Here is a 366-nt window from a genome sequence, read left to right as displayed (position 1 = left end):
TCTTCATCGGTCATCTCCACATAAATACACAGGGTATATATGTGTGATACTGTGTGGTTCTTCAACCGCCTTGCCCGCGATCTCCATCGGTTCAGCCTTCCCCGGAAGGCGAGACGCGCCGGTAGAGGCCGCTCACCATGTCTTGCCAAATGTCGCTGCCAGCCGGTTGGAACTCCAGCCGCATGCGATAGTCGTCGTCTGTGTCGAAACTGTAGGTCACGCGGGCCGACCCGCGCGGCGATGAGCGGACGAGCACAAGCGTGCTGCCGTTCCAGCCGCCCGTGGACGGCGAGGCCGGCACAATGCCCATCGAATCGAACTGGTGCATGGTGACGAGGCTGTTCTGCTGGTCGAAACCGAACACGC

General features: G+C 60.4%; 1 pseudogene. It reads right to left on the bottom strand.

The annotated features are described in order from the left end of the window. Positions 1 to 91 precede the first annotated feature (91 nt). Positions 92 to 366, bottom strand: a pseudogene (locus tag EN859_RS35955) (DUF1579 family protein); the annotation flags it as partial.

The organism is Mesorhizobium sp. M00.F.Ca.ET.216.01.1.1, assembly GCF_004010325.2.
Lineage (GTDB): Bacteria > Pseudomonadota > Alphaproteobacteria > Rhizobiales > Rhizobiaceae > Mesorhizobium.
Note: the sequence above shows the minus strand (reverse complement) of the source record. Positions and strands in the feature narration are given on the sequence as shown.